The following is a 534-nucleotide window of genomic DNA, read 5'->3' as shown; positions in this document are numbered from 1 at the left end:
CCCGCGTATTGAAGCAAAAGGTAAACCGCATGAAAATCCTCGTCGTTTTAACCTCCCACGACCAACTGGGCGACACGGGCGAAAAGACCGGCTTCTGGCTTGAAGAGCTTGCCGCGCCTTACTACGCCTTCCTCGATGCCGGTGCGCAGTTGACTCTGGCATCGCCAAAAGGCGGCCTGCCACCGCTGGATCCGAAGAGTAACGAGCCCGACTTCCAGACCGACGCCACTCGTCGCTTTGAGGCCGATACCGCCGCCATGAAAGCGTTGGCAAATACGCGAACGCTCAGTGACCTCTCCAGCGCCGAGTTTGATGCTGTGTTCTACCCCGGCGGCCATGGCCCGCTGTGGGATCTTGCCGAAGATGTCACGTCCATCGCCCTGATCGAGCACGCCAACGCATCCGGCAAGCCGATCGCAACTGTTTGTCACGCGCCGGCGGTATTGCTCCACGTCAAGGGCAGCGACGGTAAGCCACTGATCGCAGGCAAAGCGGTCACCGGTTTCAGCAATAGCGAGGAAGACGCCGCGGGCC

At 60.7% G+C, this 534-nt stretch carries 1 protein-coding gene; it reads left to right on the top strand.

The window, feature by feature from the left end:
* Positions 1 to 29 precede the first annotated feature (29 nt).
* Positions 30 to 534 (top strand): type 1 glutamine amidotransferase domain-containing protein (locus RSB01_RS14265; protein ID WP_332625786.1); only part of this gene is annotated, 505 nt, incomplete at its 3' end.

The organism is Brevundimonas sp. (genome assembly GCF_036659295.1).
GTDB lineage: Bacteria > Pseudomonadota > Alphaproteobacteria > Caulobacterales > Caulobacteraceae > Brevundimonas.
The sequence above is the reverse complement of the archived record's forward strand: the minus strand, read 5'-3'. Positions and strand labels throughout refer to the sequence as shown.